The organism is Pseudomonas asgharzadehiana, assembly GCF_019139815.1.
GTDB lineage: Bacteria > Pseudomonadota > Gammaproteobacteria > Pseudomonadales > Pseudomonadaceae > Aquipseudomonas > Aquipseudomonas asgharzadehiana.
In genome coordinates this window covers 3,654,858-3,680,508 of the sequence record NZ_CP077079.1, presented here as the reverse complement: position 1 = coordinate 3,680,508, position 25,651 = coordinate 3,654,858, and the positions used below count along the sequence as shown (strand labels likewise).

At 60.7% G+C, this 25,651-nt stretch carries 24 protein-coding genes; 10 read left to right on the top strand and 14 right to left on the bottom strand.

The features are described 5' to 3' along the window. Positions 1–9: 9 nt before the first annotated feature. Positions 10–639 (top strand): ribonuclease T2 family protein, encoded by a 630-nt coding sequence (locus KSS96_RS16495; RefSeq protein WP_017530685.1) that lies wholly within the window; start codon positions 10–12, stop codon positions 637–639. A 1,038-nt stretch (positions 640–1,677) separates the two neighbouring features. Beyond that, complete coding sequence (locus KSS96_RS16490) at positions 1,678–2,265, top strand: LysE family translocator (protein ID WP_017528584.1); 588 nt, start codon at positions 1,678–1,680, stop codon at positions 2,263–2,265. Here the strand turns inward: KSS96_RS16490 and KSS96_RS16485 are convergent. The 10 genes from KSS96_RS16485 to gloB form a co-directional block, all read right to left on the bottom strand. Continuing rightward, positions 2,207–3,082: an AraC family transcriptional regulator gene (locus KSS96_RS16485; protein WP_065878841.1), complete on the bottom strand. Its 876-nt coding sequence runs from the start codon at positions 3,080–3,082 to the stop codon at positions 2,207–2,209. The genes KSS96_RS16490 and KSS96_RS16485 overlap by 59 nt on opposite strands. Positions 3,083–3,146: 64 nt before the next feature. Further along, complete coding sequence (locus KSS96_RS16480) at positions 3,147–3,737, bottom strand: hypothetical protein (RefSeq protein ID WP_217855101.1); 591 nt, start codon at positions 3,735–3,737, stop codon at positions 3,147–3,149. Beyond that, positions 3,709–4,287 carry a hypothetical protein gene (locus KSS96_RS16475; RefSeq protein ID WP_135196823.1) on the bottom strand — a complete coding sequence of 193 codons (579 nt, stop codon included), beginning with the start codon at positions 4,285–4,287 and terminating at the stop codon, positions 3,709–3,711. Before KSS96_RS16475 ends, KSS96_RS16480 begins: the two co-directional genes overlap by 29 nt. 208 nt (positions 4,288–4,495) lie before the next feature. Further along, on the bottom strand, positions 4,496–6,100 hold the full coding sequence (locus KSS96_RS16470) for an ABC transporter ATP-binding protein (protein WP_017528581.1): 1,605 nt from the start codon (positions 6,098–6,100) through the stop codon (positions 4,496–4,498). Between the two features lies 1 nt (position 6,101). Continuing rightward, positions 6,102–7,121: an ABC transporter permease gene (locus KSS96_RS16465; protein WP_065878847.1), complete on the bottom strand. Its 1,020-nt coding sequence runs from the start codon at positions 7,119–7,121 to the stop codon at positions 6,102–6,104. 1 nt (position 7,122) lies between these two features. Then, complete coding sequence (locus tag KSS96_RS16460; RefSeq protein WP_017528579.1) at positions 7,123–8,196, bottom strand: microcin C ABC transporter permease YejB; 1,074 nt, start codon at positions 8,194–8,196, stop codon at positions 7,123–7,125. Beyond that, a complete protein-coding gene (locus KSS96_RS16455; RefSeq protein WP_065878849.1) occupies positions 8,197–10,035 on the bottom strand; it encodes an extracellular solute-binding protein in 1,839 nt (612 codons plus the stop codon). It abuts the gene before it with no gap. Further along, positions 10,032–11,861, bottom strand: a complete 1,830-nt coding sequence (locus tag KSS96_RS16450; RefSeq protein WP_217855099.1) for an extracellular solute-binding protein — start codon at positions 11,859–11,861, stop codon at positions 10,032–10,034. Before KSS96_RS16450 ends, KSS96_RS16455 begins: the two co-directional genes overlap by 4 nt. A gap of 205 nt (positions 11,862–12,066) precedes the next feature. Then, entirely contained in the window at positions 12,067–13,473 is a 1,407-nt protein-coding gene (locus tag KSS96_RS16445; protein WP_017528576.1) for a lytic transglycosylase domain-containing protein, read from the bottom strand. Positions 13,474–13,571: 98 nt separating this feature from the next. Continuing rightward, a complete protein-coding gene (gloB, locus tag KSS96_RS16440; RefSeq protein ID WP_017528575.1) occupies positions 13,572–14,339 on the bottom strand; it encodes a hydroxyacylglutathione hydrolase in 768 nt (255 codons plus the stop codon). Positions 14,340–14,404: 65 nt separating this feature from the next. Here gloB and KSS96_RS16435 point away from each other — a divergent pair, with 65 nt between their 5' ends. The 5 genes from KSS96_RS16435 to KSS96_RS16415 all read left to right on the top strand — a co-directional run bounded on the left by KSS96_RS16435 (position 14,405) and on the right by KSS96_RS16415 (position 19,464). Further along, positions 14,405–15,163 carry a class I SAM-dependent methyltransferase gene (locus KSS96_RS16435; protein ID WP_017528574.1) on the top strand — a complete coding sequence of 253 codons (759 nt, stop codon included), beginning with the start codon at positions 14,405–14,407 and terminating at the stop codon, positions 15,161–15,163. 45 nt (positions 15,164–15,208) lie between these two features. Beyond that, complete coding sequence (rnhA, locus tag KSS96_RS16430; RefSeq protein WP_017528573.1) at positions 15,209–15,661, top strand: ribonuclease HI; 453 nt, start codon at positions 15,209–15,211, stop codon at positions 15,659–15,661. Between the two features lie 82 nt (positions 15,662–15,743). Then, positions 15,744–16,484 carry a DNA polymerase III subunit epsilon gene (gene dnaQ, locus KSS96_RS16425; RefSeq protein ID WP_175404218.1) on the top strand — a complete coding sequence of 247 codons (741 nt, stop codon included), beginning with the start codon at positions 15,744–15,746 and terminating at the stop codon, positions 16,482–16,484. Positions 16,485–16,618: 134 nt separating this feature from the next. Next, on the top strand, positions 16,619–18,874 hold the full coding sequence (locus KSS96_RS16420; RefSeq protein ID WP_065878857.1) for an Orn/Lys/Arg family decarboxylase: 2,256 nt from the start codon (positions 16,619–16,621) through the stop codon (positions 18,872–18,874). Between the two features lie 20 nt (positions 18,875–18,894). Then, entirely contained in the window at positions 18,895–19,464 is a 570-nt protein-coding gene (locus KSS96_RS16415) for a GNAT family N-acetyltransferase (RefSeq protein WP_017528570.1), read from the top strand. Here the strand turns inward: KSS96_RS16415 and KSS96_RS16410 are convergent. Next, positions 19,461–20,354 carry a LysR substrate-binding domain-containing protein gene (locus KSS96_RS16410; RefSeq protein ID WP_017528569.1) on the bottom strand — a complete coding sequence of 298 codons (894 nt, stop codon included), beginning with the start codon at positions 20,352–20,354 and terminating at the stop codon, positions 19,461–19,463. The two genes, KSS96_RS16415 and KSS96_RS16410, sit on opposite strands and share 4 nt — an antisense overlap. Positions 20,355–20,549: 195 nt before the next feature. Between KSS96_RS16410 and KSS96_RS16405 the strand changes: the two genes are divergently transcribed. After that, positions 20,550–20,888, top strand: a complete 339-nt coding sequence (locus tag KSS96_RS16405; RefSeq protein WP_065878859.1) for a hypothetical protein — start codon at positions 20,550–20,552, stop codon at positions 20,886–20,888. A gap of 61 nt (positions 20,889–20,949) precedes the next feature. On the opposite strand, the gene KSS96_RS16400 is transcribed toward KSS96_RS16405, so the two are convergent. After that, complete coding sequence (locus tag KSS96_RS16400; protein ID WP_016979714.1) at positions 20,950–21,186, bottom strand: hypothetical protein; 237 nt, start codon at positions 21,184–21,186, stop codon at positions 20,950–20,952. A gap of 228 nt (positions 21,187–21,414) precedes the next feature. Between KSS96_RS16400 and KSS96_RS16395 the strand changes: the two genes are divergently transcribed. Further along, on the top strand, positions 21,415–21,972 hold the full coding sequence (locus tag KSS96_RS16395; protein WP_017528567.1) for an NADPH-dependent FMN reductase: 558 nt from the start codon (positions 21,415–21,417) through the stop codon (positions 21,970–21,972). A gap of 54 nt (positions 21,973–22,026) precedes the next feature. Here the strand turns inward: KSS96_RS16395 and poxB are convergent, their stop codons facing one another. Both poxB and KSS96_RS16385 read right to left on the bottom strand, forming a co-directional pair. Then, positions 22,027–23,751, bottom strand: coding sequence for a ubiquinone-dependent pyruvate dehydrogenase (poxB, locus tag KSS96_RS16390; protein ID WP_017528566.1), 1,725 nt, complete (start codon positions 23,749–23,751; stop codon positions 22,027–22,029). A gap of 77 nt (positions 23,752–23,828) precedes the next feature. After that, complete coding sequence (locus KSS96_RS16385; protein ID WP_065878860.1) at positions 23,829–25,061, bottom strand: NADH:flavin oxidoreductase/NADH oxidase family protein; 1,233 nt, start codon at positions 25,059–25,061, stop codon at positions 23,829–23,831. Positions 25,062–25,132: 71 nt separating this feature from the next. On the opposite strand from KSS96_RS16385, the gene KSS96_RS16380 reads away from it, so the two are divergent. After that, positions 25,133–25,543, top strand: coding sequence for a MerR family transcriptional regulator (locus KSS96_RS16380; protein WP_135196820.1), 411 nt, complete (start codon positions 25,133–25,135; stop codon positions 25,541–25,543). The last annotated feature ends 108 nt before the right edge of the window (positions 25,544–25,651 follow it).

Below are 25,651 nucleotides of genomic sequence, written 5' to 3'. Positions count from 1 at the left end.
ATTGGACGGATGAAATATTGGATCGCGTTGTGGCTCGTAGTTGCTACCAGCGCAATGGCTGCCCCGCGCAACCAGGGTGCGCCTGGGGAGTTTGATTTTTATGTGTTGTCGTTGTCATGGTCGCCGACGTTCTGCCTGACGCACCCCGACAACGAACAGTGTTCAGGCAAGGGTTACGGTTTCGTACTGCACGGGTTATGGCCGCAATACGCACGGGGCGGGTGGCCGGCCTCCTGTGATTCGCAGTCGCGCTTGTCGGGTGAGGCGATAGACAAGGGCGCCACGCTGTTCCCCACGCGTTCGCTGCTCAAGCACGAATGGGCCAAGCACGGCACCTGCAGTGGGCTTGAACCGCTGGCGTACCTGGAAAAAACCGACGCGGCACTGGGGGCGGTGGTCATTCCGCCACAATTGCAGCCATTCAATACCCCGCCTGCGTTGCCGGCCCGTGAGATCGAGGCGCTGTTTCGCCAGAGTAACCCGCGTATGGGCAACCATGGGCTGGCGGTGATTTGCAAAGGCAAGGTGTTGTCGGAAGTGCGGGTGTGTCTGACCAAGGACCTGGCCTTTGCTGGGTGCCCGCGCAGTGTGAAAACCCAATGCCGTGAGGGTGATATCCGCATTCCTGCGCAGCGTTAGGGCAGCATCGCCAGGCGATAGTGCTCATTAAAATCTTTGGCCAATTGCGCCAGTGTCATTGTGTTCAGGTGCTTCAACAGGGTGAGTTAGGCGATGGGCCGATGGGGTCTTATCGGCATACCAATGAAACTCGCCAGACTTGCGTGCCGGGGGGAAGGGGCGGGCATTTGTACTTTAATGGTCTGAGTACATATCCGTTGCTGCGGTAACGGCGGCTATGGGTTCCGCTCTTACAGCGGGTCACTTTTGGAAAAGAGCCCCAAAAGTAACCAAAAGGGCTCTTGCCCCAACACTCGGCACCTCGCTTAGGCTCGGTGTGCCCGAACGCAGGCTTGAATCCGTGGGCCGCCGCCACGCGCCATCCATGGCGCGGGGCGGCTAACCCGGCGTCCTGCCGGGTTACCCACGGATTCAAGCCTGCGTTCGGCCAGCGTGTTTAACGGGGCGCCTAAGATCAAAAGCAAAAGCAAAAGCCAGATCAAAAGATTGCTGACTTCGTCAGCAGTTAAGGAAGTAGAAGCTGCACCGCGTACGCCTCAACGGTCAGGTCGGCTCTAAGGCCGCCTCGCTTTGTTTTTGATCTGGAGCGCCCCGTTAACCACGCTGGCCGGAATTCGACAGTGATTTGGGGGGTAAACCGGCAGGGATGCCGGTTTAGCCGCCCCGCGCCATGGATGGCGCGTGGCGGCGGCCCCCCAAATCACTGTCGGATTACGGGCACACCGAGCCTAGGCGAGGTGCCGAGTGGTGGGGCGAAGCGTTTTTGGTTACTTTTGGCGCTTTTCCAAAAGTGACCCGCTGTAAGAGCGGAACCCCATAGCCGCCGTTACCGCAGCAACGGATATGTACTCACCCCAACCCAAGTACATGGTCGGCCCTAAAGCCGCCACGCAAACAAGCTCTCTCGCTCGAAAAACGCCCCGTACTCCGTCGACAGACTCGTCAACCTAACCCAGGGCAATTTTGTTCAATACCCTTCCAGCCTAGCCCTATACCGTGGTGACCTCTTTACGCTCCTCATAAAAAAAGGTAACCCCAATGAGCTTGATCATCTCCATGGCCGCCTTCGCACTGGCCACCTCCATCACCCCGGGACCGGTCAATGTGGTGGCGCTGAGTTCCGGCGCCCGCTTCGGTTTTGTCGCCAGCCAAAAACACGTATTCGGCGCCGCCGTCGGCTTTACCCTGCTGCTGGTGTTGATCGGCCTGGGCCTGCATGAAGTGCTGGTGCGCTGGCCCCTCCTGACCCAATTGATCCAGTGGGGCGGGGTCGCCTTTTTGCTGTACATGGCCTGGAAACTGGCCGCGGACAATGGCCAGTTGGATGCCGATGGCAGCGCCACCGCGCCGTCGATGCTCTATGGCGCGATCATGCAGTGGCTCAACCCCAAGGCGTGGCTGGCGTGTGTGGCGGGGATGGGCTTGTTTGTCGCCGATGGCGATGCGGCACAAGTCTGGTTGTTTGCTGGCCTCTACCTGGTGATCTGCTACTGGTCGGTAGCGTGCTGGGCCTACGCCGGGACCTTTCTGCGTCGTTACCTGAGCAACCCGAAGGGCGTGCGGTTGTTCAACCGTTCAATGGCCGCGTTGCTGGTGGCCAGTGTGGGGTATTTGCTGATGGCTTGAGCCGGTCGCGATATTGCCCCGGCGTGGCGGCGACGTGTTGTTTGAAGGTGCGCTGGAAGTGCGCCTGGTCGGCAAAGCCGGCGGCCAGCGCCACCTCGGCGATCAACTCGCCCTGGCGCAGTTGGCTGCGGGCAAACTGGATACGCTGGTTCACCAGGAAAGCATGGGGTGTAAGCCCGTAATACTGTTTGAAGGCGCGGATCAGGTAAGACGGCGACAGCTCGGCCGCCAGGCAGATGTCCTCCAGTTTCAGCGCCTGAGTGCAGTGCTCGCGGATGTAACAGGCGGCCCGCTCCAGCTTGTGGTTGACCTCCCGCACGGGCGCAGGCGACGGGTTCAGACGCTCCTGGAGCTCGCTGAAATAACTCACCAGCGCGCTCTGTTTTTGCAGGAGTTCAGCCTGCTCATCCACCAGCATCCGATAGAGCTCCAGCAAGCCGTTGTACAACAGCGGGTCGCGGGTATGGGGGGTGTTGAACGGGCGGTAGCCCTGCTCGGTGCTGAAACCCAGTTGGTATTGCAGGTCGGTCAGCCAGGCCGTGTCGAGATAGAGCATGTGGTAGGACCAATGCTCGTTTTCGATGGGGTTGCAGGCATGCACATCGCCTGGGTTCATCAATACCAGCGTGCCGGCGCTGATCTCGAACGTCTGGGTGCCATGGTGGTAATAGCTGCGCCCCCGAGTGATTGCCCCGATGGAAAAATGCTCATGGGCATGCCGGGTGTAAGTCACGTTGCGCCCGTCGGCAATGGTCCGTGCTTCGACAAAAGCCAGCGCAGGGTCACGCCAGAAAAGCGGTGCGGTGGCGGCGGTCATGAGCGGGGCGTCCAGGCGATGAGCGGACAGCCAGCCTTATATAAAAACCGTGATTGTTCAAGTATCAGTCGGGCTCAAGCGCTGCGTTGCGCAGGTAATCGGCCCAGGGGGCACTGCCGCTGACCGCTTCTTGCAGGGTGAGCGGTTGCTTGGCTTTTGCTTGTAAGGCCAGGCTGTCGAGCAACATATGCTGCTCCAAGATGACATTCGCCAGGGCATGGGAGCGCGGGGAGTCAAAGGTCCGTGGCACGCGTCGCCCTGCGGCATCCAGGGGTGGCGGGTCGGCGATTTCACCCAGTTCGTGGCCAAGGTTGTCGATCAACAGATCGGTTATCGCTGAAGTCTGCGCCCATTCGGCCGGCTCGGAGCCGAATGCATAGGCTGGCCAGTCGAAGCGCATCCACGGTTGGTTGGTGACGGTGTCGACGGCGTGCAGGAGTTGTGTGTAGTCGAGGTCGGCTCGTTTGCGGATCAATAGGCGTCTGGGGAAGAACTCATAGAAGGCGCTGTCGCTGTAATACGAGACGTACACCAGCACGCCATATCGGCCCACAGTGGAGGGATCGCCGGGCCCCGAGCCGCGCATTTTCAAGCGGAAAAACTGCACGTAACCGTATTCCAGCGCTTCACGCCAACGCAGGGGCAGGTGAGACATGCCCTGACAGAGGTATTCCCTGTAAGCGGCTTTCAACTGTTCGAGTTTCTGATTGAACGCGTTGGAAAACAGCGTATTGATCTGCCCCAACAAATGAAACCGCTTGGCCATTTCCCGGTATTTGATAGCCCTGTCCGAGGAGTGCCAGTGTTTGGAGGTGGCATCCAGTTCGCCGGCCATAACCGACATGCTGTCGATAGCGGTACAGCTCTTTAAACGAACGCGCGGTGGGCAGCACGACAGGCGTCGCCGGAGCTGGCCATTGGCGCAGGCGTTTGACCAGCGCGCGGATCTGCATCTGGCTGCGCGGGCGCTTGATGGCGTAGGCCTGCAATGCACTCAACACGCTGAGGCTTTGATCGGCGTAGATGTCGAGCGCCAGGTGTTCGCCGAGCAGCGCCAGCCGCGACCAGCGCGTATCGGAGGCGACAGGCATGAGGGTTTTGCGCCGGTATGCGTAGTCGGGCGCCATGACATAGATGACCTTCAGTTGATGGTCGAAATACCCGGTTGCCGGTGTGTTTGAAGACTCGGGGTCGTTTTCATCCATAAGCGTCTGCACCAGCTGCGCGCCTTGCTTGAGACGTCCCACGCCAGGGCGAGGGGCTGAAAGTCATCCATGAGGGGGTTCCGTGTTGAGGAAACCCCGATGATCCCGCGAGATGCCGGTGCGTCAGTAGCAGGTGGTTCCTGCAATGGCGTGGCTTGTGTCAGTCAACTCGGCAGGAGGCAGCCAGGGCCAGGCTCCTCCCGCCGTTTCATCCGGTGGGTGCCAGAAACGCCGCCTCCAGCAATTGCCGCGTATACGCATGCTGTGGGTCAGCAAAAATGGTCCGCGCGTCGCCTTGCTCCACCACCTGCCCATGCTTGACCACCATCAACTGGTGACTCAGCGCCTTCACCACCGCCAGATCGTGGCTGATAAACAGATAGGTCAGGTTGTACTTGACCTGCAGGCTGCGCAGCAATTCGACCACCTGGCGTTGTACCGTGCGGTCCAGCGCCGAGGTGGGCTCGTCGAGCAGGATCAGGCGCGGCTTGAGCACCAACGCGCGGGCGATGGCGATGCGCTGGCGCTGGCCGCCGGAAAATTCATGCGGGTAACGGTGCCGGGATTGCGGGTCCAGGCCCACTTCCTTGAGCGCGGCAATGATCGCCGCTTCCTGTTCGGCCGGGGTGCCCATCTGGTGAATGCGCAGGCCCTCGCCGACGATCTCGCTGACGCACATGCGCGGGCTGAGGCTGCCGAACGGGTCCTGGAACACCACCTGCATTTCCCGGCGCAGGGGGCGTACCTGTTGCTGGGTCAGGCGGTCCAGTTGCTGACCTTCGAAGCGGATCCCGCCTTTACTGCCGATCAGGCGCAAGATCGCCAGGCCCAGAGTAGATTTGCCCGAGCCACTCTCGCCGACGATGCCCAGGGTCTGCCCCTGGGGCAGGCTGAAGTTGATGCCGTCCACCGCCTTGACGTAGTCGACGGTGCTGCGCAAAAAGCCCTTCTTGATCGGGAACCAGACTTTCAGGTCATCGACCTCCAGCACCGGCGGCCCGATCTGGGTATCGGCTGGGCCGCCGCTGGGTTCGGCCGCCAGCAGTTCCTGGGTGTAAGGGTGTTGCGGCGACTGGAACAACGTCTCGCAGTCGGCCTGCTCGACGATGCAGCCCTGTTGCATCACGCACACTCGATGGGCAACGCGCCGTACCAGGTTCAAGTCATGACTGATCAGCAGCAACGCCATGCCCAGCCGCGCCTGCAACTCCTTGAGCAGCTCCAGGATCTTCAGTTGTACGGTCACGTCGAGGGCGGTGGTCGGCTCGTCGGCGATCAGCAGCTCCGGCTCGTTGGCCAGCGCCATGGCAATCATCACTCGCTGGCGCTGGCCACCGGAAAGCTCATGGGGCAGGGCCTTGAGACGTTTGTGCGGTTCGGGAATACCCACCAGTTCCAGCAGTTCCAGGGTGCGCAGGGTCGCGACTTTGCCGGTGAGCCCCTTATGCAGGCCGAGCACTTCGTTGATCTGCTTTTCGATGGAGTGCAGCGGGTTCAGCGAGGTCATCGGCTCCTGGAAGATCATCGCGATGCGGTTACCGCGAATATGCCGCAGGGTCTTTTCCTTGAGCGTCAGCAGGTCTTGCCCAGCGTATGAGAGGGTGCCGCTGGGGTGGCGGGCCAGCGGGTAGGGCAGCAGGCGCAGGATCGAATGCGCGGTCACCGACTTGCCCGAGCCGCTTTCGCCGACCAGGGCCAGGGTTTCGCCGCGCTTGATATCGAAGCTGACGTTATTGACGACCCGGTGGACGTGCTCGCCGGTGACGAACTCGACGCTGAGGTCGCGGATTTCGATCAGATTGTCCTGATTCATCTCATTTCCTCGGGTCGAACGCATCGCGAGCGGACTCGCCGATAAACACCAGCAAACTCAACATGATCGCCAGTACGGCAAAGGCACTCATGCCCAGCCACGGCGCTTGCAGGTTGGATTTGCCCTGAGCCACCAGTTCGCCCAGTGACGGTGAACCGGCGGGCAAGCCAAAGCCTAAGAAGTCCAGGGCGGTGAGGGTGCCGATGGCGCCGGTGAGAATGAACGGCATGAAGGTCATGGTCGAGACCATGGCGTTGGGCAGGATATGGCGGAACATGATCGCGCCGTTCTGCATGCCCAGCGCCCGTGCCGCGCGCACGTATTCCAGGTTGCGCCCGCGCAGGAACTCGGCGCGCACCACGTCCACCAGGCTCATCCATGAGAACAGCAGCATGATCCCCAGCAGCCACCAGAAGTTGGGCTGCACAAAACTGGCGAGGATGATCAGCAGGTACAACACCGGCAAGCCGGACCAGATCTCCAGGAAGCGCTGCCCGGCGAGGTCGACCCAGCCGCCGTAAAAGCCCTGCAAGGCCCCGGCGATCACGCCGATGATCGAGCTGAGCACGGTCAAGGTCAGGGCAAACAACACCGACACGCGAAAGCCGTAGATGACCCGAGCCAGCACGTCGCGGCCTTGGTCATCGGTGCCCAGAAGGTTCACCGAAGAAGGTGGCGCCGGGGCCGGCACGCGCAAGTCGTAGTTGATGCTCTGGTAGCTGAACGGGATCGGCGCCCACAGGGTCCAGGCGTCCTTGGCCTTGAGCAGTTCGCGGATATACGGGCTCTTATAGTTGGCCTCCAACGGGAATTCGCCGCCGAAAGTGGTCTCTGGGTAGCGCTTGAGCGCCGGGAAATACCAGCCGCCGTCGTAGTGCACCACCAGCGGTTTGTCGTTGGCGATCAGCTCCGCGCCCAGGCTGAGTACGAACAGCGTCAGGAACAGCCACAGCGACCACCAGCCACGCTTGTTGGCTTTGAAACGTTCGAAGCGGCGGCGATTGAGGGGGGACAGGTTCATCTCAATGCTCCCGGCTGGCGAAGTCGATGCGCGGATCGACCAGGGTGTAGGTGAGGTCGCCGATCAGTTTCACGATCAACCCCAGCAGGGTGAAGATAAACAGCGTGCCGAACACCACCGGGTAGTCGCGGTTGATCGCCGCTTCAAAGCTCATCAGGCCCAGGCCGTCGAGGGAAAAGATCACTTCCACCAGCAAGGAACCGGTGAAGAAAATACCGATAAAGGCCGAGGGGAAACCGGCGATCACCAGCAGCATCGCGTTACGGAATACATGGCCGTACAGCACGCGGTGGTTGGTCAGGCCTTTGGCCTTGGCAGTGACCACGTACTGCTTGTTGATCTCGTCGAGAAAGCTGTTTTTGGTGAGCAGCGTCATGGTTGCGAAATTGCCGATCACCAGCGCCGTGATGGGCAAGGCCAGGTGCCAGAAGTAGTCGAGGATCTTGGCGCCCCAACTCAGTTCGTCGAAGTTGTTGGACGTGAGCCCGCGCAGCGGGAACCAGTCGAAGTAACTGCCGCCGGCAAACACCACGATCAGCAGGATAGCGAACAGGAACGCCGGGATCGCATAGCCGACGATGATCGCCGAACTGGTCCACACATCGAAATGGCTGCCATGGCGCGTGGCCTTGGCGATGCCCAGGGGGATCGACACCAGGTACATGATCAGCGTGCTCCATAACCCGAGGGAGATGGACACCGGCATCTTTTCCTTGATCAGGTCGATCACCTTGGCGTCACGAAAGAAGCTGTCGCCAAAATCCAGCCGGGCGTAATTCTTGACCATGATCCATAAACGTTCCGGCGCCGATTTGTCGAAGCCGTACATTTTTTCGATTTCCTTGATCAGCGCCGGGTCCAGGCCCTGGGCGCCGCGGTAGCTGGAACCGGCCACCGCCACTTCGGCACCGCCTCCGGCGATGCGGCTGGTGGCGCCGTCAAAGCCTTCGAGCTTGGCGATCATCTGTTCCACCGGCCCGCCGGGGGCGGCCTGGATGATCACAAAGTTGATCAACAGGATCCCGAACAGCGTAGGGATGATCAGCAACAGGCGGCGAATAATATAGGCCAGCATTTAATCGCCTCCGCTCGCCGTGTCGGCGCTCGTCTGGGGTTCTGGGGCCACTGCGGGGGGCACGTCGGGCTTGCTCCACCACGTGGAGATGCCAACGTCGTACAGCGGTGACACTTTTGGATGACCGAGGTTGTTCCAATAGGCCACGCGGAAGGTCTTGATGTGCCAGTTGGGGATCACGTAGTAGCCAAATTGCAGCACGCGGTCCAGAGACTTGGCGTGGGCAATCAGGCTGGCGCGGGTGTCGGAATCGATCAATTGTTCCACCAGTTGATCGACGGCCGGGTCTTTGAGGCCCATGTAATTGCGGCTGCCGGGTTTGTCGGCGCTGGTGGATGTCCAGAATTCGCGCTGTTCGTTACCCGGCGACGAAGACTGCGGAAAGCTGCCCACGAGCATGTCGAAATCCCGCGACCGCAGGCGTGTGACGAATTGCGACACGTCCACCCGGCGGATCACCAGGTCGATGCCCAGGTCCGCCAGGTTGCGCTTGAACGGCAGCAGGATGCGCTCGAACTCGGTCTGGGCCAGCAGGAACTCGATGGTGACCGGTTTGCCGGTGGTGTCGACCATCTTGTCATCGACGATCTTCCAGCCGGCCTCTTGCAACAACTGGTACGCCTCGCGCTGCTGGGCGCGGATCATGCCGCTGCCGTCGGTCTTGGCCGGTTCGAACGCTTCGGTGAACACCTGCGGCGGGATTTTGTCGCGCAGCGGTTCGAGAATCTTCAGCTCGTCGGGGCCGGGCAAGCCCGTGGCGGCCATGTCCGAGTTTTCAAAATAGCTGCGAGTGCGAGTGTAGGCGCCGTTGAACAGCTGCTTGTTGCTCCATTCGAAGTCCAGCAACAGGCTGATGGCCTTGCGCACGCGCACATCCTGGAACATTGGCTTGCGCATGTTGAACACGAAGCCCTGCATGCCGGTGGGGTTGCCGTTGGGGATCTCTTCCTTGATCAGGCGGCCCTGCGTCACGGCGGGCACGTTGTAGGCATTCGCCCAGTTCTTCGCGCTGAATTCCGCCCAGTAATCGAACTGCCCGGCCTTGAGCGCTTCCAGGGCCACGGTCGCATCGCGATAGTAGTCGGTGATGCGCTGGTCGAAGTTGTACAGGCCTTTATTGATTGGCAGGTCTTTGCCCCAGTAATCCTTGACCCGTTCGTAGCGCACCGAGCGCCCGGCATGGACCTGCGCCACTTTATAAGGGCCGCTGCCGAGGGGGAACTCCAGGTTGCCCTTGGTGAAGTCGCGCGTGGCCCACCAATGTTTGGGCAGTACCGGCAGTTGGCCGAGGATCAGCGGCAATTCGCGGTTGTTGGTGCGCTTGAACTTGAACAGCACACGCAACGGGTCCTCGGCGACCACTTCGTCGACATCGGCGTAATAGGTGCGGTACAGCGGGGTGCCATCTTTGATCAAGGTCTGGAAGCTGAACACCACGTCGTCGGCGCGTATGGGGTGGCCGTCATGGAAGCGCGCCTCGGGGCGCAGGTAAAAGCGCACCCAGCTGTTGTCCGGGGCTTTTTCGATTTTGCCGGCCACCAGGCCGTATTCGGTGAAGGGTTCATCCAGGCTCTGGGTGGCCAGGGTGTCGTAGATCAGGCTGATATTGTCGGCAGGCACGCCTTTGCTGATAAACGGGTTGAAGCTGTCGAAGCCGGCCAGGCTCGATTCGCGAAACGTACCGCCCTTGGGGGCGTCTGGGTTGACGTAATCGGTGTGCTTGAAATTGGCCGGGTATTTGGGCGGTTCGTTGTATAGGGTCAGCGCATGCTGCGGGGCCGCTTGGGCCGCGCCGCACAGCAAGAGGGTGCTGATCAGAGCGTTGCGCACATACATCATTGGGCTTTCTCCGAAGCTTTCAGCCACCACGCGCTCAGGCCCAGGCTGTAGGGCGGCGTGGTGACAAAGGCGAACCGGTTGCGGTACGCCAGGCGATGATAGTTGAGGTACCAATTGGGAATGCTGTAGTGCTGCCACAGCAGCACCCGGTCCAGGGCGCGCCCGGCGGCCAGTTGTTCTTCGCGGGTCTGCGCCGCCAGCAGTTGTTCCAGCAGGTGATCGACGATGGGGTTGGCGATGCCTGCGTAGTTCTTGCTGCCTTTGATCGCGGCCTGGCTGGAGTGGAAGTACTGCCACTGCTCAAGGCCGGGGCTCAAGGTTTGGTTGAGGGTGATCAGGATCATGTCGAAGTCGAACTGATCCAGGCGTTGTTTGTACTGCGCACGGTCGACGGTGCGCAAGCGCGCGTCGATGCCGATGCTGATCAGGTTCTCGACGTAGGGCTGCAGGATGCGCTCCAGGTTCGGGTTGACCAGTAATATTTCGAAGCGCAGCGGCTGGCCTTCTTTATTGACCAGGCGCTGGCCCGACAGCTTCCAGCCTGCGTCGCCCAGTAGGGCCAGGGCACGGCGCATGGTTTCGCGAGGAATGCCGCGCCCATCGGTCTGGGGCAGGCTGAACGGCTGGGTGAACAGGTTGGCCGGCAGTTGCTCGCGGTAGGGCGAGAGCATCAGCCATTCATGGCCCACCGGCACGCCAGTCGCCGAGAACTCGCTGTTGGGGTAGTAGCTCAACGTGCGTTTGTAGGCATTGCTGAACAGGGTGCGGTTGGTCCACTCGAAGTCGAACATCATGCCCAGGGCTTCGCGCACCTGGGTCTGGCTGAAGGTGGGCCGCCGGGTGTTCATGAACAGGCCCTGGCTCTGGGTGGGGATCTGGTGCGCGATCTGCGCCTTGATCACTTCGCCACGGTTGACCGCAGGGAAGTTGTAGCCGTTGGCCCAGTTTTTGGCCTGGTGCTCAATGTAAATGTCGAACTCACCGGCCTTGAAGGCTTCGAAGGCCACGTCGCTGTCGCGGTAGAACTCGACTTCGACCTTGTCGTAATTGTAGAAGCCCTGGTTGACTGGCATGTCCTTGCCCCAATAATCCTTGACCCGTTCGAACACCAGCTGCCGGCCGGGGGTGACTTTGCTGATGCGGTACGGCCCGCTGCCCAGCGGTGGCTCAAAGGTGGTGGCCTTGAAGTCGCGGTTTTTCCAGTAGTGCTGGGGTAGTACCGGCAACTCGCCCAGGCGCAGGATCAGCAGCGGGTTGCCGGCGCGCTTGAACACAAAGCGGATACGGTGACGGTTGAGCACATCCACCCGCGCCACTTCCTGAAGGTTGGTGCGGTACTGCGGATGGCCTTCGGTGAGCAAGGTGCGATAGGAAAATGCCACGTCATCGGCGGTGATCGGCTTGCCGTCGTGAAAGCGTGCTTGCGGGCGCAGGTTGAACACCACCCAACTGCGGTCTTCGCTGTATTCCACCGACTGCGCGATCAGCCCGTAACTGGACGTCGGCTCATCGCCCGAGGGCGCGTATTGGCCGGTGCCGACCATCAGCGGTTCGTTCAGCTCATTCACGCCGTATTGCAGGAAATTGGGCGTGGAAACCGGGCTGGAGCCCTTGAATGTGTAAGGGTTGAGCGTATCGAAGGTGCCAAATGCCATGACCCGCAAAGTCCCGCCTTTCGGCGCCGCAGGGTTAACCCAATCGAAGTGGGTGAATTTGGCCGGGTACTTGAGCACGCCGAACTGCGTATAACCGTGGCTCTCGGTAATCGTCGCGTTCGCGCAAAAGCTCAAGGCCAGACTTATTAGTAGAAGGAGGGGACGCTTCAAGTCAGAGATCCGATCCAGGCGGCTTGGGCTTTGTGATCGGTACAGTAACAGCTTGTTCCGGTTGGAAAAAGCCGGTGGGACGATGTAGGTCCAATGTGGGAGGGGCTTGCTCCCGATAGCAGTTTGTCAGTCACCAGATTCGCTGGCTGATACACCGCTATCGGGGTGCCCCCTCCCACATTAGCTCGCCAGTGTTCTCGAAGTCTTAGCGCGGCCCGGAAACCACCAGCATCTGGCCCGGCTTCAATGCCTGGCCGGTACGCGGGTTCCAACGCTTGAGATGTTGCATCTCGACGTTGAAGCGCTTGGCGACGATGTACAGTGAATCGCCTTTCTTGACCTTGTACTGCACCGGTTTCTTGCTGCTGGCCGCGGCGCGGCGCGTGTCCTGCATCACCAGGGTCTGGCCGACCTTGAGTGCCTGGCCGTTGAGCTGGTTCCAGCGTTGCAGGTCATGCACGTCGACCTTGTTGGCCTTGGCGATCAGCGTGAGGTTGTCGCCGTTGCGCACTTTGTAGCTACGGGTACGCCCGGCCACACGTGCGTTCTCGACTTCGTCGAACACCTGTTTTTTCGGGCGCATGGCCAGCAATTCTTCCGGCTTCATCGTCGACAGCGTGCTGGTGAGCAATTGTGCCTTGGAACTGGGTACCAACAGATGCTGCGGGCCATCCAGGGTGGTGCGTTGTTTCAGGGCCGGGTTGAGCTGGAACAGTTCGTCCTCATCGATTTCCGCCAGCGCGGCGACCCTGGACAAGTCCATGCTTTGCTTGACTTCAACCACTTCGAAGTACGGCGTGTTGGCAATCGGGTTCAGGTTGACGCCGTAGGCCTCGGGCGCCAACACCACTTGGGACAGCGCCAGGAACTTGGGCACGTAGTCCTTGGTTTCCTGGGGCAGGGGCAGGTTCCAGTAGTCGGTAGGCAGGCCGAGCTTTTCGTTGCGCTCGATGGCCCGGCTCACCGTACCCTCGCCAGCGTTATAGGCAGCCAGCGCCAGTAGCCAGTCACCGTTGAACATATCGTGCAGACGGGTCAGGTAGTCCAGGGCGGCGGTGGTGGAGGCGGTGATATCGCGGCGGCCGTCGTAGGCGCGGGTCTGGCGCAGGTTGAAGTAGCGCCCGGTGGACGGGATGAACTGCCACAGGCCGACCGCATCGCTGCGCGAATAGGCCATTGGGTTGTAGGCACTTTCGATCACCGGCAGCAGTGCCAGCTCCAGGGGCATGTTGCGTTCTTCAAGGCGTTCGACGATGTAATGGATGTAGAGACTGCCGCGTTCCCCTGCGTTTTCCAGGAACGACGGGTTGCTGGCGAACCACAGGCGCTGTTGCTCGATGCGTGGGTTGACGCCGAGGTTGTCCTGCAATTGAAAACCCCGGCGCATGCGTTCCCAGACATCCTGGGGCACTTCGGGGGTAGGCTTCTCTGAGAGCCAGATGGGTTTTTGCTTGATCTTGGCGGCAAGATTCGGTTTGGGTTGCACGGTGGATTGTGCGGCGAAATTTGTCGATTGGCAGCCCGCCAGCGTTGCGCAGACGCCCACCGCCACAGCTTGAGCCAGGCGGGTCAATGCGTCTGAATGGTTGGATTTACGAATAGATGACGACATTGGCTGGAAGTAAGTTCCGGGCAAAAATGTCGGGCGATTCTAGAAAGCGCTTCGGTTCCGGTCAACCATTCAGAAATTACGTATCAGATTGCGTCCCGTTAGAACGTATCTTTCCATGCCCTCAAGCTAGCAAACACCTCGGCCCCAGCGCGGTTGTCGCGCCCATTCCGTTCGTCCGCTTTTTGTTTAACAGATGTTTCGGTGGTACGTAAAAAGGGGTTGGTGCGCAATTCCAGGGCCAGTGTGGAGGGCAGCGTCATTTCGCCGCGAGCCCTTAATTGGCGCACGTTTTCGACGCGCTCGGCGATATCGGCATTGTGCGGTTCCACCGCTTGGGCAAACTTGAGGTTACTTTGTGTGTATTCGTGGGTGCAGTACACCAACGTGTCGGCGGGCAGCGCGGCCAGACGCTCAAGGGAGGTGTGCATCTGCTGCGGCGTGCCCTCGAACAGGCGGCCGCAGCCGGCGGCGAACAGGGTGTCGCCGCAAAACAGCACGCCCTGGTGATAGAAGGCGATATGACCGAGGGTGTGTCCGGGCACGCTATATACGTCGAAGTTCCAGCCGAGCACCGAGAGGCGATCGTTGTCCTGCAGGGCGACGTCCCGCGCCGGGATCTGTTCGTTGGCCGGGCCGTAGACCGTGGCGCCGGAGGCCTTTTTCAGCTGTTCGACACCGCCGACGTGGTCATGGTGGTGGTGAGTGATCAGGATGTCGCTGAGAGCCCACTCGGGGTTTTGTTTCAGCCAGGCAAGCACCGGCGCGGCATCGCCGGGGTCGACCACGGCGCAGCGTTGGGTGGCAGGGTTGCGTAACAACCAGATGTAGTTATCGGTGAAGGCGGGCAGGGCACTGATCTGTATCATTCTTCGATTCGCCAAGCTGAACACATTGGTGCATCTTAGAACGTCTAGGCGAGTTGGAGAATGCAATGACTGATAAAGCGTTCGCCCAGGCCGATCCTGAGTGGCTGGCCCTCATCGGTGCGGCCCGTGAATGGCTGTCCGGGCCTGTCGGGCAATTTCTGTTGGACGAAGAACGCCGCATGCTCGAAGACGAGCTGGAGCGTTTCTTTGGCGGTTACCTGGTGCATTACGGCCCTTCCGCGCAAACGCCGCCCTCTGCGCCGCAGGTGCAACGCAATGTGCGCCTGGGCGCGCCATTGCCGGGGGTGGAGATCGTCTGTGAAGAACAGGCCTGGCCTTTGAGCGAGCATGCGGCCGACGTGGTGGTGTTGCAGCATGGCCTGGACTTCTGCTTGTCGCCCCACGGTTTGCTGCGCGAAGCGGCGAGCAGCGTCCGGCCGGGTGGCCATTTGCTGATTGTTGGCATCAACCCCTGGAGTTCCTGGGGCCTGCGCCGCGTGTTCGCCCATGATGGCTTGCGTCGGGCGCGCTGCATCGCGCCGTCGCGGGTAGCGGACTGGTTGAACCTGCTGGGCTTCGCGCTGGAGAAACGCCGCTTCGGGTGCTATCGTCCGCCGCTTGCCTCGACCACGTGGCAGGGCCGCCTGGCCGGCTGGGAACGCCGCGCTGGCGCCTGGCAGCTGTCGGGCGGCGGCTTCTATCTGTTGGTGGCGCGCAAGATCGTGGTCGGGCTGCGGCCGGTGCGCCAGGTCGCGCGCCAGCCCATGGGCAAGCTGGTGCCGATGCCGATGGCCAAGGTCAACCGCAAGCAAAGCCAACCGTAAACCTCTTTCTGATTTCAGACCTGCCTGCTTTGATGGATGTAACCGATGACCGATAGCGTTGAACTCTTCACCGACGGCGCCTGCAAGGGCAACCCCGGCCCTGGCGGCTGGGGCGCCTTGCTGGTATGCAAGGGCGTCGAGAAGGAACTGTGGGGCGGCGAAGCCAATACCACCAACAACCGCATGGAGCTGATGGGCGCCATTCGCGGCCTGGAAGAACTCAAGCGTCGCTGTAGCGTGCTGCTGGTGACCGACTCGCAATATGTGATGAAGGGCATCAACGAGTGGATGGTCAATTGGAAGAAGCGCGGCTGGAAAACCGCAGCCAAGGAACCGGTCAAAAATGCCGACCTGTGGCAGTTGCTCGATGAACAATGTAATCGCCATGACATCACCTGGAAGTGGGTGCGCGGCCACATCGGCCATCCCGGCAACGAACGCGCCGACCAACTCGCCAACCGTGGCGTGGACGAAGTGCGGGGCTACAAGCAGAGCTGACGTCGGCTGACGTGTTAACATCGCGCCCTTTGACGCACACCACACTGCACACCACACCGTTGAGAGCTGAACCCTGATGGCCATCCGATCTGTTGTACTCGATACCGAAACCACCGGCATGCCGGTGACCGACGGCCACCGGATCATTGAAATCGGCTGTGTTGAACTCATGGGTCGGCGCCTCACCGGGCGCCATTTCCACGTTTACCTGCAACCGGACCGCGACAGTGACGAAGGCGCGATCGGCGTCCACGGCATCACCGACGAATTCCTCAAGGGCAAGCCGCGTTTTGCCGAAGTGGCCGATGAGTTCTTCGAATTCATCAACGGCGCCCAGTTGATCATCCATAACGCGGCGTTCGACGTCGGCTTCATCAATAACGAATTTGCCCTGATGGGGCAGACCGATCGCGCGGATATCTCCAAGCACTGCTCGATCCTCGATACCTTGATGATGGCCCGTGAACGTCACCCAGGCCAACGCAACAGCCTCGATGCCTTGTGCAAGCGTTATGGCGTCGACAACTCCGGCCGTGAACTCCACGGCGCCTTGCTCGACTCCGAGATTCTCGCCGACGTTTACCTGACCATGACCGGCGGGCAGACCAGCCTGTCCCTGGCCGGTAATGCCTCCGACGGCGCGGGTTCGGCGGAAGGCTCGGGCAACCGTCCTTCGGAAATCCGTCGCTTGCCGGCCGATCGCAAGCCGACGCCCATCATTCGTGCCAGTGAGCAGGACCTGGCCGAGCACGCGGCACGGTTGGAAGCGATTGCAAAGTCGGCGGGTGCGCCGGCGCTCTGGACTCAACTGACCCAACACTGAGAGTGAGGTCAAGACGGTGGGAGGGAGCTTGCTTGCTCCCACAGTCGATCTCCCTTGCCGATGAAATCTTCATTCGCCACATCCGCGCCTAGCTTCTACCCTTGAGTGCATAGCCCTCAGGACTCCACGCCCTCATGTACAAAGACCTGAAGTTCCCTGTTCTTATTGTGCATCGCGACATCAAGGCCGACACCGTTGCCGGCGACCGGGTTCGAGGCATCGCCCGCGAGTTGGAACAAGAGGGCTTCAGTATTTTTTCCGCCGTGGACTACGCCGAAGGCCGGCTGGTGGCGTCCACCCATCATGGTTTGGCCTGCATGCTGATCGCCGCCGAAGGCGCCGGCGAAAATACCCACCTGCTGCAAAACATGGTTGAGCTGATCCGCCTTGCGCGGGTGCGGGCGCCGAACCTGCCGATCTTTGCCCTCGGCGAGCAAGTCACCCTGGAAAACGCTCCGGCCGATGCCATGAGCGAGCTCAACCAGTTGCGCGGTATTCTCTATTTGTTCGAAGACACCGTGCCGTTTCTAGCCCGGCAAGTGGCCCGCGCCGCACGCACCTACCTTGATGGCCTGCTGCCGCCATTCTTCAAGGCCTTGGTGCAGCACACCGCCGACTCCAATTATTCCTGGCACACCCCCGGCCATGGCGGCGGCGTGGCTTATCGCAAAAGCCCGGTAGGGCAGGCGTTCCACCAGTTTTTTGGGGAAAACACCCTGCGTTCGGACTTATCCGTATCAGTGCCCGAACTGGGGTCGCTGTTGGACCACACCGGGCCTCTGGCCGAAGCCGAGGCGCGTGCCGCACGCAACTTCGGCGCCGACCACACCTTCTTCGTGATCAATGGCACATCGACCGCCAACAAGATCGTCTGGCACTCCATGGTCGGCCGCGATGATCTGGTGCTGGTCGACCGCAACTGTCACAAATCGGTGTTGCACTCGATCATCATGACCGGCGCCATACCGCTGTACCTATGCCCTGAGCGTAACGAATTGGGCATCATCGGCCCCATCCCCTTGAGCGAATTCAGCCCTGAGTCGATCCGCGCCAAGATCGACGCCAGCCCCCTGGCCCGTGGCCGTTCGTCGAAAGTGAAGCTGGCCGTGGTCACCAACTCCACCTACGACGGCCTGTGCTATAACGCCGAGCTGATCAAGCAGCAACTGGGCAACAGTGTCGAGGTATTACACTTTGACGAAGCCTGGTACGCCTATGCGGCGTTTCACGAATTTTTCGCCGGGCGCTACGGCATGGGCACTTCGCGTACCCCGGAGAGCCCGCTGGTGTTCACCACCCATTCCACGCACAAGCTGCTGGCGGCGTTCAGCCAGGCTTCGATGATCCACGTGCAGGACGGCGGCGCGCGCCAGCTGGACCGTGACCGTTTCAACGAAGCCTTCATGATGCATATTTCCACCTCGCCCCAATACAGCATCATCGCCTCGCTGGACGTGGCCTCGGCGATGATGGAGGGCCCGGCCGGCCGTTCGTTGCTGCAGGAAATGTTCGACGAAGCCCTGAGCTTTCGCCGCGCCCTGGCTAACCTGCGTCAGCATATCGCCGCCGAGGACTGGTGGTTTTCCATCTGGCAGCCGCCCTCGGTGGCGGGTGTCGACCGCGTTATTACGGCGGACTGGCTGTTGCAGCCGCAGGATGATTGGCATGGCTTTGGGGATGTGGTCGAAGACTATGTGCTGCTCGATCCGATCAAGGTCACCCTGGTGATGCCCGGCCTGAATGCCGGTGGTGCCTTGAGCGATTGCGGGATTCCCGCGGCGGTGGTCAGTAAATTCCTTTGGGAACGCGGGCTGGTGGTGGAAAAGACCGGGCTGTATTCCTTCCTCGTGCTGTTTTCCATGGGTATCACCAAAGGTAAATGGAGTACCTTGCTCACCGAGTTGCTGGAATTCAAGCGCAGTTACGACGCAAATGTCAGCCTGGCCAGTTGTTTGCCTTCGGTGTTTGCCCAGGGCCCGACACGCTACCAGGGCCTGGGGTTGCGCGACCTCTGCGACCAGCTGCACAGCTGTTATCGCAGTAACGCCACCGCCAAACACCTCAAGCGCATGTACACGGTATTGCCGGACATTGCGATGAAACCGGCCGACGCCTACGACCAATTGGTCAGGGGCGAAGTGGAGGCAGTGTCCATTGATGCCTTGCCAGGGCGCATCGCAGCCGTGATGCTGGTGCCCTATCCGCCGGGCATCCCGTTGATCATGCCGGGCGAGCGCTTTACCGAGTTGACGCGCTCGATCATCGACTACCTGGCGTTTGCGCGCACGTTCGATAACAGTTTTCCCGGTTTTGTCGCAGACGTTCACGGGCTACAACACGAAGATGACGGCAGTGGTCGTTGTTACACCGTCGATTGCATCAAGGGTTAAGGATGTTTATGCAAGCTGTAATGAACCCGAAGTATCCAGGGCTCAGTGTGCGGGTCGCCGATGAAGGCTTCGACGCCTATGTGTGGGGCAATGATTTCAGTTTCGAGGTCAGCGCCTATGGAGTGCCGCAGATGGGCGCGCGCGTCGATAAGTGGCCAGTGGAACGCATTGTGCCGTACCGCAAGTGCTATGGGATTGACCCGGAGGAATTCGCCAGCTTTCGCGACGCCCCAGACAGTGCCATCTTCATGGCCTTCCTGGACGACTGCCCGGTGGGGCATATCGTGGTCAGCACCAATTGGAACGGTTTTGCCCATGTCGATGAACTGGCCGTGGCCTTGCCCGCGCGTCGCCACGGCGTCGCCAAGGCATTGCTGGACGTGGCGCAGTTCTGGAGCCGCAAGAAAAACCTGCCGGGCATGATGCTCGAAACCCAGAACAACAACCTTGGCGCCTGCCGTCTGTATGAACGTTGTGGCTATGTGATGGGCGGCATCGACCACTTGCGCTATCGCGGCATCGACCCGCAAACCCGTGAAGTGGCGATTTTCTGGTATCGCCTGTTCAAGACCGAAGCCGACCGGGGTTAGCTCACCAGCAGGCTTTCGGCCTTCTGGGTGACGATCTCCAGCAGCGCATTCAAGGCGGGTGAGGCTACGCCCTCCTTGAGCGTCAACGCATACAGGCTGACCATGATCGGCGGCGACACGGGGCACGCGTCCAGCCCGGCCTCGCGCGCGCCAAAGGCCGTAAACGGGTCGACAATCGCCAAGCCTTCTCCCGCCTCCACCATGCTGCGCATCATCTGGTAGGTCTGTACCCGTGTCTGCACCACCGGCAACGGTCGCAAGGCTTGCAGCTTGGCATCCAGCAGGCGGCTCAGCGGGTCGTGGCCCTCCAGCCCGATCATCGACTGCCCGGCCAGGTCCGGCAGCGCAATGTACTTCTGCTTGGGTTTGAGCCAGCCATGGGGCGCCAGCAATTGCAGTTTGCCCTGGGCCAGCACCGTGCTGTGGATTTGTGGATGTTCCGGATCATGCAGGCCCAGGCCCACATCGGCTTCGTGCAACAACAGGCTTCTGACGATTTCCCGGGTCGGCTGGCTCGACAGGTTGCACGGAGTGTCCTGGAAACGCCGGCGCAGCACGGCGATGCTTTGCGGTAGCAGTTGATTGGCCAGCGGCGGGGTGCACAGGGCACGCAAGGTGGGGGCGTGATGGTGTTTGAGGCGGCCGGCCAGGCGTTGCACCGGCTCCAGCGCTTCGTACACATGGGCGATTTCTGCCTGCAGCTCCAGGGTTTCCCGGGTCGCCTGCAAACGTCCGCGCACGCTGGCGAACAACATGAAGCCCAATTGCAGCTCAGCCTCCTTGAGCGCTGCGTCCACATCGCCCACGGAGAGTTGCAACCATTCGGCGGCCGTGCCGAGGTGTCCGGTCTGCAAGATGGCCTGAATCACTTCGATATGACGTAAACGCATGGCCGGAGTCTATGTGCAGCGCGGTGGGTATTCAATGGCGCGAACCCGCCTGTGAAAAAAAGTGTGCGTAAAAAAGACGGTGTGGGTCGCTCAAGCCTATGGCGTTCGGTCGCGACCCCACTAAAATGGCGGGTCTGATCATCAACGACCAATGCCGGGTACCGGCACATACAACAAAAACAGGTCTGGTCTCATATGCTGATTCCCTCGACGTTCTTCGGGGTAACGGCCAAGCAACTGATGGTCCTGGTGACCGTGGGATGCGTGGCTGCTTATCTCTTGCGTAATCAAGACGACACCCCGCCGGAAAACCTCGCGCTTGAAGCGTTTATCCGTTCCCAGGAACAGGTGAGCGAGCAGGTGGGGACAGTGTTGGGGCTCACGCTGCTCAGGCAGGTGCAGGCGTACCCCGCGTACAACACGTCGGGCTACACGCGTTCGATGTACGCCGTGGAAGGGGAGCGGGGGCATTTGACGGTGACGCTCAAGCAGGATGAGCAGGGCATTGAACTCACGCAGATCCGCAATCCCTGATCACGCCAGCCCAGTCAATGCCATCAATGGCCAGGACTGAGCAGGTCGTTAAGGCGAGATCTTATGACGCGAGGGTGGTTTGCGACTCGCGGACAAGAATCGTGCCCGACTGAATCAGTTTGAATTCATCGCCTTCCAGTTTTTCTACACGATCGCCAATGGCCAGCTTGTAGGTAGTGGTGGGCGCCGAGCCAGCCAGGTCGCCTTGCGCCGGGTTGGATTCCTGGAATTCATGCACGGAATACACGCGGCCTTCCGCGTCTCTGGCATGGAACTGTCCGACAAGTACTGCTGCCATCTGTTTAGAACCTCTGGAGATAAAACACTCGATATATGGTTGTGTAGACCGTCATAAAGAGGCGTAGTTTGCCTACGGAAAAAAAATACTATTCGTTGAGGTTTTTGGACGTTTCCTACAGGGCATAGCCTGAGCCAAACGTCTGAAAGGTTCTCAAAACCTGCTGGTGATCACGCCACGAAGCCTCTATAACTACAAGCTCCTTTAATCAGACGTCGGGAACCCCCAATGAGCAAGGTCTACACGATTGCCGTCCTGGTTGGCAGCTTGAGAAAACAGTCGATCAACCGCAAGGTCGCCCTGGCATTGGCCGAACTGGCCCCTGCCAATCTGAAATTGAATATTGTGGAAATTGGCGATTTGCCGCTCTACAACGAGGACATCGACGGTGATTCACCGCCGGCAGCCTACAGTACTTTCCGCCAGCAAGTGAGCTCATCCGACGCGGTGCTGTTCGTGACCCCGGAATACAACCGTTCGGTACCGGCCCCGTTGAAAAACGCAATCGATGTAGGCTCGCGCCCTTACGGGCAAAGTGCCTGGAGCGGCAAGCCGGGCGCTATCATCAGCGTGTCGCCGGGTGCGATTGGCGGTTTCGGCGCCAACCATCACCTGCGCCAGTCCCTGGTATTCCTGGACGTGTGGTGCATGCAGCAGCCCGAAGCCTACCTGGGTGGCGCGGGCAGTGTGTTTGATGAGTCGGGCAAGGTATCGGAAAAGACCAAGCCGTTTTTGCAGGCGTTCATCGATGCCTACGGCCAGTGGGTGGAAAAACACAAGGGCTGACAGACGCAGGCGCCAAATGTGGGAGGGGCCTCCCACATTTGAATCAGCTTTGAGTCAGCGCAGCCAGTTGGTGCGTGCCAGCTCGATCACTTCATCCCCGCGCCCACTCATCACCGCCTTGAGCATATACAGGCTGAACCCCTTGGCCTGTTCCAGCTTGATGCTCGGCGGCATCACCAGTTCCTGGGTGGCGGTCACCACGTCCACCAGCACCGGGCCGTCATGGGCCAGGGCGCGGCGCAAGGCCGGTTCCAGCTCTTCGGATTGCTCCACGCGGATACCGAGAATGCCCATGGCGTTGGACATGGCCGCAAAATCCGGGTTTTTCAGCTCGGTGCCGGCCTCCAGATAACCGGCGGCCTTCATTTCCATGGCGACAAAACCCAGGGATGAGTTATCGAACACGATGACTTTTACCGGCAATTTCAACTGCGCCAGTGAGATGAAGTCGCCCATCAACATGGCGAAACCGCCGTCGCCCGACATCGAAATCACCTGCCGGCCCGGGAACGCAGCCTGCGCGCCAATGGCCTGGGGCATGGCGTTGGCCATGGACCCATGGTTGAACGAGCCGATCAGGCGGCGCTTGCCGTTCATTTTCAGATAGCGCGCCGCCCACACCGTGGGCGAACCGACGTCGGCGGTGAAGATTGCATCCTCGTCCGCCAGTTCGCTGAGCAACCGCGCCACATATTGCGGATGAATCGGCCGATTGGCCTTGGACGGTTGGGCCAGGTCATCCAAGCCCTGGCGGGCTTTTTCATAATGCTTCAAGGAGGTGTCGAGAAAGCGGCGATCCGTCTTGCGGGTCAGGCGCGGCAACAGGGCGTCGAGGGTTTCACCTACATCGGCGGCGATCCCTAGGTCCAGCGTGGCGCGACGGCCGAGGGCCTGCGGGTTGCGGTCGACCTGGATGATTTTCGCGGCGGTGGGGTAGAACTGGCGATAGGGGAAGTCAGTGCCGAGCATGATCAGCGTGTCGCAATTGAGCATGGCGTGATAGCCCGAGCTGAAGCCGATCAGGCCGGTCATGCCCACGTCGAACGGGTTGTCCCATTCCACATGCTCCTTGCCGCGCAGGGCATGCACCACCGGGGCGCCCAGCGTATCGGCCAGCGCCACCACTTGTGCATGGGCGCCGGCGCAACCGCTGCCGCACAGCAACGTGACTTTGTCACTGCCCTTGAGGATTTCGCTCAATTGCACCAGGTCGGCTTCGGCCGGCAACGTGCGCGGCGCGTTCAGTACCGGCCAAGGCTTGAGCGTGTCTTCGACTTCCAGCAACGACACGTCCCCCGGAATCACCACCACCGCCACGCCGCGATTGAGGATCGCCGAGCGCATGGCACGGTGCAGCACGTGGGGCATCTGTTCGGGGTTGGTCACCAGTTCGATAAAGTGGCTGCACTCCTTGAACAATTCCTGGGGATGGGTTTCCTGGAAATAGTTGAGACCAATCTCTGAGGAGGGGATCTGCGCGGCAATCGCCAGCACCGGCACATGGTTGCGATGACAGTCGAACAGGCCATTGATCAGGTGCAGGTTGCCCGGCCCACAACTGCCGGCGCATACCGTCAGCTCACCGGTGGCCGCGGCCTCGGCACCGGCGGCGAACGCGGCGACTTCTTCGTGGCGCACGTGCATCCATTCGATGCTGTCCATGCTGCGCAACGCATCGGTGAGGCCATTGAGGCTGTCGCCGGTCAGGCCCCAGATGCGCTTGATACCCGCCTGTTCAAGGGTGGTCGCCAGTTGCTGGGCCAGGTTGATTTTCGCCATGAGGCACTCCAATCGTCAGTGAGGTTAAGAACAGCTGATCAATAGGGGACAGTTCGATCACGGCGAATGCTGCGCCTTTAATGTGAAGATTGCTTCATGGCCGCGCGATATTGCCGGGTGCGGCGCGCGGTAAACCACTGGTCGCACGCCAGGGCCAGCCAAGGGGCGACGTTGGGGTTGGGGCGGCGGCCACGGCTCAAGCGGCGCATCTGGTCACGCACCACGGCCAGGGTGGCGAGTGAGGCGAGGGGCTTGCGCTTCCAGTCGATAGGCTTGAGTTGCGGGTCGAGGTCGCGACCTGCGCGCCACTGTTTGATCAACTGCGGTTCCAGGGTCAGGGCGGTGGCGATCCCGGCCATGGCGATGCCGCTATCGAGTACTTGCTGCACGATTGGTAGGCGTCGGATGCCGCCGGTGACCATCAGCGGCATGCGAGCGACACTGGCCATTTGCGCGGCAAATTCGAGGAAGTACGCTTCTCGGGCCAGCGTGCGGCCGTCCCGCGCTTCGCCTTGCATGGCCGGCGCTTCATAGCTGCCGCCGGACAATTCCAATAAATCGATGGGCAATGGATTGAGCATCTCTACCACCGCGCGCGCATCGGCCTCATCGAAGCCGCCGCGTTGGAAATCCGCTGAATTGAGTTTTACCGACACGCAAAACGCCGGGCTGACGCTAGCGCGCACGGCGTGGATCACTTCCAGCAACAGCCGCGCGCGGTTCTCCAGCGTGCCGCCCCAGCAGTCGGTGCGGTGGTTGCTCAGCGGGGAGAGGAACTGGCTCAGCAAGTAGCCGTGCGCCCCGTGGATCTGCACCCCGCTGAACCCGGCTTTCTCGGCCAGGCGCGCACTGGTGGCGAAGCGCTGGATCACGTCCTGGATCTCGTCTTCGCTCATGGCCTTGGGTGTGGCGAACATCTTGGAAAAACTGCCCAGGTCAAGGGCGAGGGCCGATGGCGCGAGGGCTTGTTGACCCAGGTTGGCCATGGTCTGGCGCCCTGGGTGGCTCAGCTGTACCCAGAAGTGCACGCCCTTGGCCCTGGCCACGTCGGCCCATTCGCGAAAGCTGTCCAAGTGTTGTTCGTTTTCCAGCGCAACGCCGCCGGGGCCGGTCATCGCACGCCGGTCGATCATCACGTTGCCGGTGATCAGCAGACCGGGTTCGCCGTCCGCCCAGGTCTTGTACAACTGCTTCAATTCGCGGGACGGTGCCTGATTGATATCGGCCATGTTTTCTTCCATCGCCGCCTTGGCGATGCGGTTGGAAATGATTTGGCCATTGGGCAGTTGCAGCGCTTCAAAGGGTGACATGGGTTGACTCCTTAGCGGGGGAGGCCTCAGGCTAAGCTTAAAGTTAACTTTAATGTCAAGCAGGTGTTGTGATGAATATTGGTGAGCTGGCAAAACAGAGCGGCCTGGCGGCATCGCGTATCCGCTTTTATGAAGCCGAAGGGCTGATCAGCCAGGTGGGCCGCCAGGCCAACGGTTATCGGCGCTATGCGCCCGAAGCCTTGCAGACGCTGCAATTGATCCAGAGCGCGCAACAGGCCGGGTTCACCTTGCAGGAACTCAAGGCGTTGATGCCGGCTCCCGGCGAGCACAAGCGCGAGGAATTGATTGAGGCATTGGAGCGCAAGGTGGCGCAGATCGAAGTGATGCAGGCGCAGTTGGCGCACAACAAGGCGCAATTGCTGGGCGTGATCAAAGCGGTACGGGCGCAGCCGGAAGGCGTGCCGTGCTCCATGGGGCAGAAACAGGTGCTGGCGTCGATCAAGATCAACCCGCCATCCTGAACGTGAGGAGTTTGCACTGTGAGAGGGGGCTTGCTCCCGATGACGGAGTTTCAGTTACCGGATAAGTAGCTGAACCACCGCTATCGGGAGCAAGCCCCCTCGCACATT

Excerpts from the sequence above, each read along its gene's own strand:
- KSS96_RS16460 (WP_017528579.1), bottom strand. The coding sequence starts at position 8,196 with ATGCTGGCCTATATTATTCGCCGCCTGTTGCTGATCATCCCTACGCTG.
- KSS96_RS16475 (WP_135196823.1), bottom strand. The coding sequence starts at position 4,287 with ATGGATGAAAACGACCCCGAGTCTTCAAACACACCGGCAACCGGGTAT.
- KSS96_RS16400 (WP_016979714.1), bottom strand. The coding sequence starts at position 21,186 with ATGGCAGCAGTACTTGTCGGACAGTTCCATGCCAGAGACGCGGAAGGC.
- KSS96_RS16380 (WP_135196820.1), top strand. The coding sequence starts at position 25,133 with ATGAATATTGGTGAGCTGGCAAAACAGAGCGGCCTGGCGGCATCGCGT.
- KSS96_RS16470 (WP_017528581.1), bottom strand. The coding sequence starts at position 6,100 with ATGAATCAGGACAATCTGATCGAAATCCGCGACCTCAGCGTCGAGTTC.
- KSS96_RS16420 (WP_065878857.1), top strand. The coding sequence starts at position 16,619 with ATGTACAAAGACCTGAAGTTCCCTGTTCTTATTGTGCATCGCGACATC.
- KSS96_RS16465 (WP_065878847.1), bottom strand. The coding sequence starts at position 7,121 with ATGAACCTGTCCCCCCTCAATCGCCGCCGCTTCGAACGTTTCAAAGCC.
- poxB (WP_017528566.1), bottom strand. The coding sequence starts at position 23,751 with ATGGCGAAAATCAACCTGGCCCAGCAACTGGCGACCACCCTTGAACAG.
- KSS96_RS16480 (WP_217855101.1), bottom strand. The coding sequence starts at position 3,737 with ATGTCTCACCTGCCCCTGCGTTGGCGTGAAGCGCTGGAATACGGTTAC.
- KSS96_RS16405 (WP_065878859.1), top strand. The coding sequence starts at position 20,550 with ATGCTGATTCCCTCGACGTTCTTCGGGGTAACGGCCAAGCAACTGATG.
- KSS96_RS16495 (WP_017530685.1), top strand. The coding sequence starts at position 10 with ATGAAATATTGGATCGCGTTGTGGCTCGTAGTTGCTACCAGCGCAATG.
- KSS96_RS16455 (WP_065878849.1), bottom strand. The coding sequence starts at position 10,035 with ATGATGTATGTGCGCAACGCTCTGATCAGCACCCTCTTGCTGTGCGGC.
- KSS96_RS16435 (WP_017528574.1), top strand. The coding sequence starts at position 14,405 with ATGACTGATAAAGCGTTCGCCCAGGCCGATCCTGAGTGGCTGGCCCTC.
- KSS96_RS16410 (WP_017528569.1), bottom strand. The coding sequence starts at position 20,354 with ATGCGTTTACGTCATATCGAAGTGATTCAGGCCATCTTGCAGACCGGA.
- KSS96_RS16445 (WP_017528576.1), bottom strand. The coding sequence starts at position 13,473 with ATGTCGTCATCTATTCGTAAATCCAACCATTCAGACGCATTGACCCGC.
- KSS96_RS16415 (WP_017528570.1), top strand. The coding sequence starts at position 18,895 with ATGAACCCGAAGTATCCAGGGCTCAGTGTGCGGGTCGCCGATGAAGGC.
- gloB (WP_017528575.1), bottom strand. The coding sequence starts at position 14,339 with ATGATACAGATCAGTGCCCTGCCCGCCTTCACCGATAACTACATCTGG.
- KSS96_RS16385 (WP_065878860.1), bottom strand. The coding sequence starts at position 25,061 with ATGTCACCCTTTGAAGCGCTGCAACTGCCCAATGGCCAAATCATTTCC.
- rnhA (WP_017528573.1), top strand. The coding sequence starts at position 15,209 with ATGACCGATAGCGTTGAACTCTTCACCGACGGCGCCTGCAAGGGCAAC.
- KSS96_RS16485 (WP_065878841.1), bottom strand. The coding sequence starts at position 3,082 with ATGACCGCCGCCACCGCACCGCTTTTCTGGCGTGACCCTGCGCTGGCT.
- KSS96_RS16395 (WP_017528567.1), top strand. The coding sequence starts at position 21,415 with ATGAGCAAGGTCTACACGATTGCCGTCCTGGTTGGCAGCTTGAGAAAA.
- KSS96_RS16490 (WP_017528584.1), top strand. The coding sequence starts at position 1,678 with ATGAGCTTGATCATCTCCATGGCCGCCTTCGCACTGGCCACCTCCATC.